Genomic DNA, 261 nt, shown 5'->3' with positions numbered 1-261 from the left:
CAGGACAGGCGGATAGTGTTGCAAAAGCACATCAAAGAGTGGCTGAAATCTGCAGACTACCAGCAGCAATGCGCCCAGATAGTCGGCTTACTTGATGAACTGGACGTGAAACCGACAGACGCAGGAAAAAAGCCTTGCCTGCCCTTCGCAAAAAAATGTATCTGGAAGCACTTCAATAAAACACAGAATGTCTGTCAGTCCATCGGTTACGCCAACCCTGACGAACACATTCACGAGCTCAGAATTTCCTGTAAAAAGCTC

Annotated in this window: 1 protein-coding gene; it reads left to right on the top strand. The window is 47.5% G+C overall.

Annotation, left to right across the window (positions count from 1 at the left end; translation table 11 throughout):
• Positions 1 to 18 precede the first annotated feature (18 nt).
• Positions 19 to 261, top strand: a 243-nt coding sequence (locus ACYP03_RS26775) for a CHAD domain-containing protein (RefSeq protein ID WP_459782777.1), incomplete at its 3' end; no start/stop codon positions are given.

Source organism: Photobacterium sp. R1 (genome assembly GCF_054600795.1).
The sequence above is the reverse complement of the archived record's forward strand: the minus strand, read 5'-3'. Positions and strand labels throughout refer to the sequence as shown.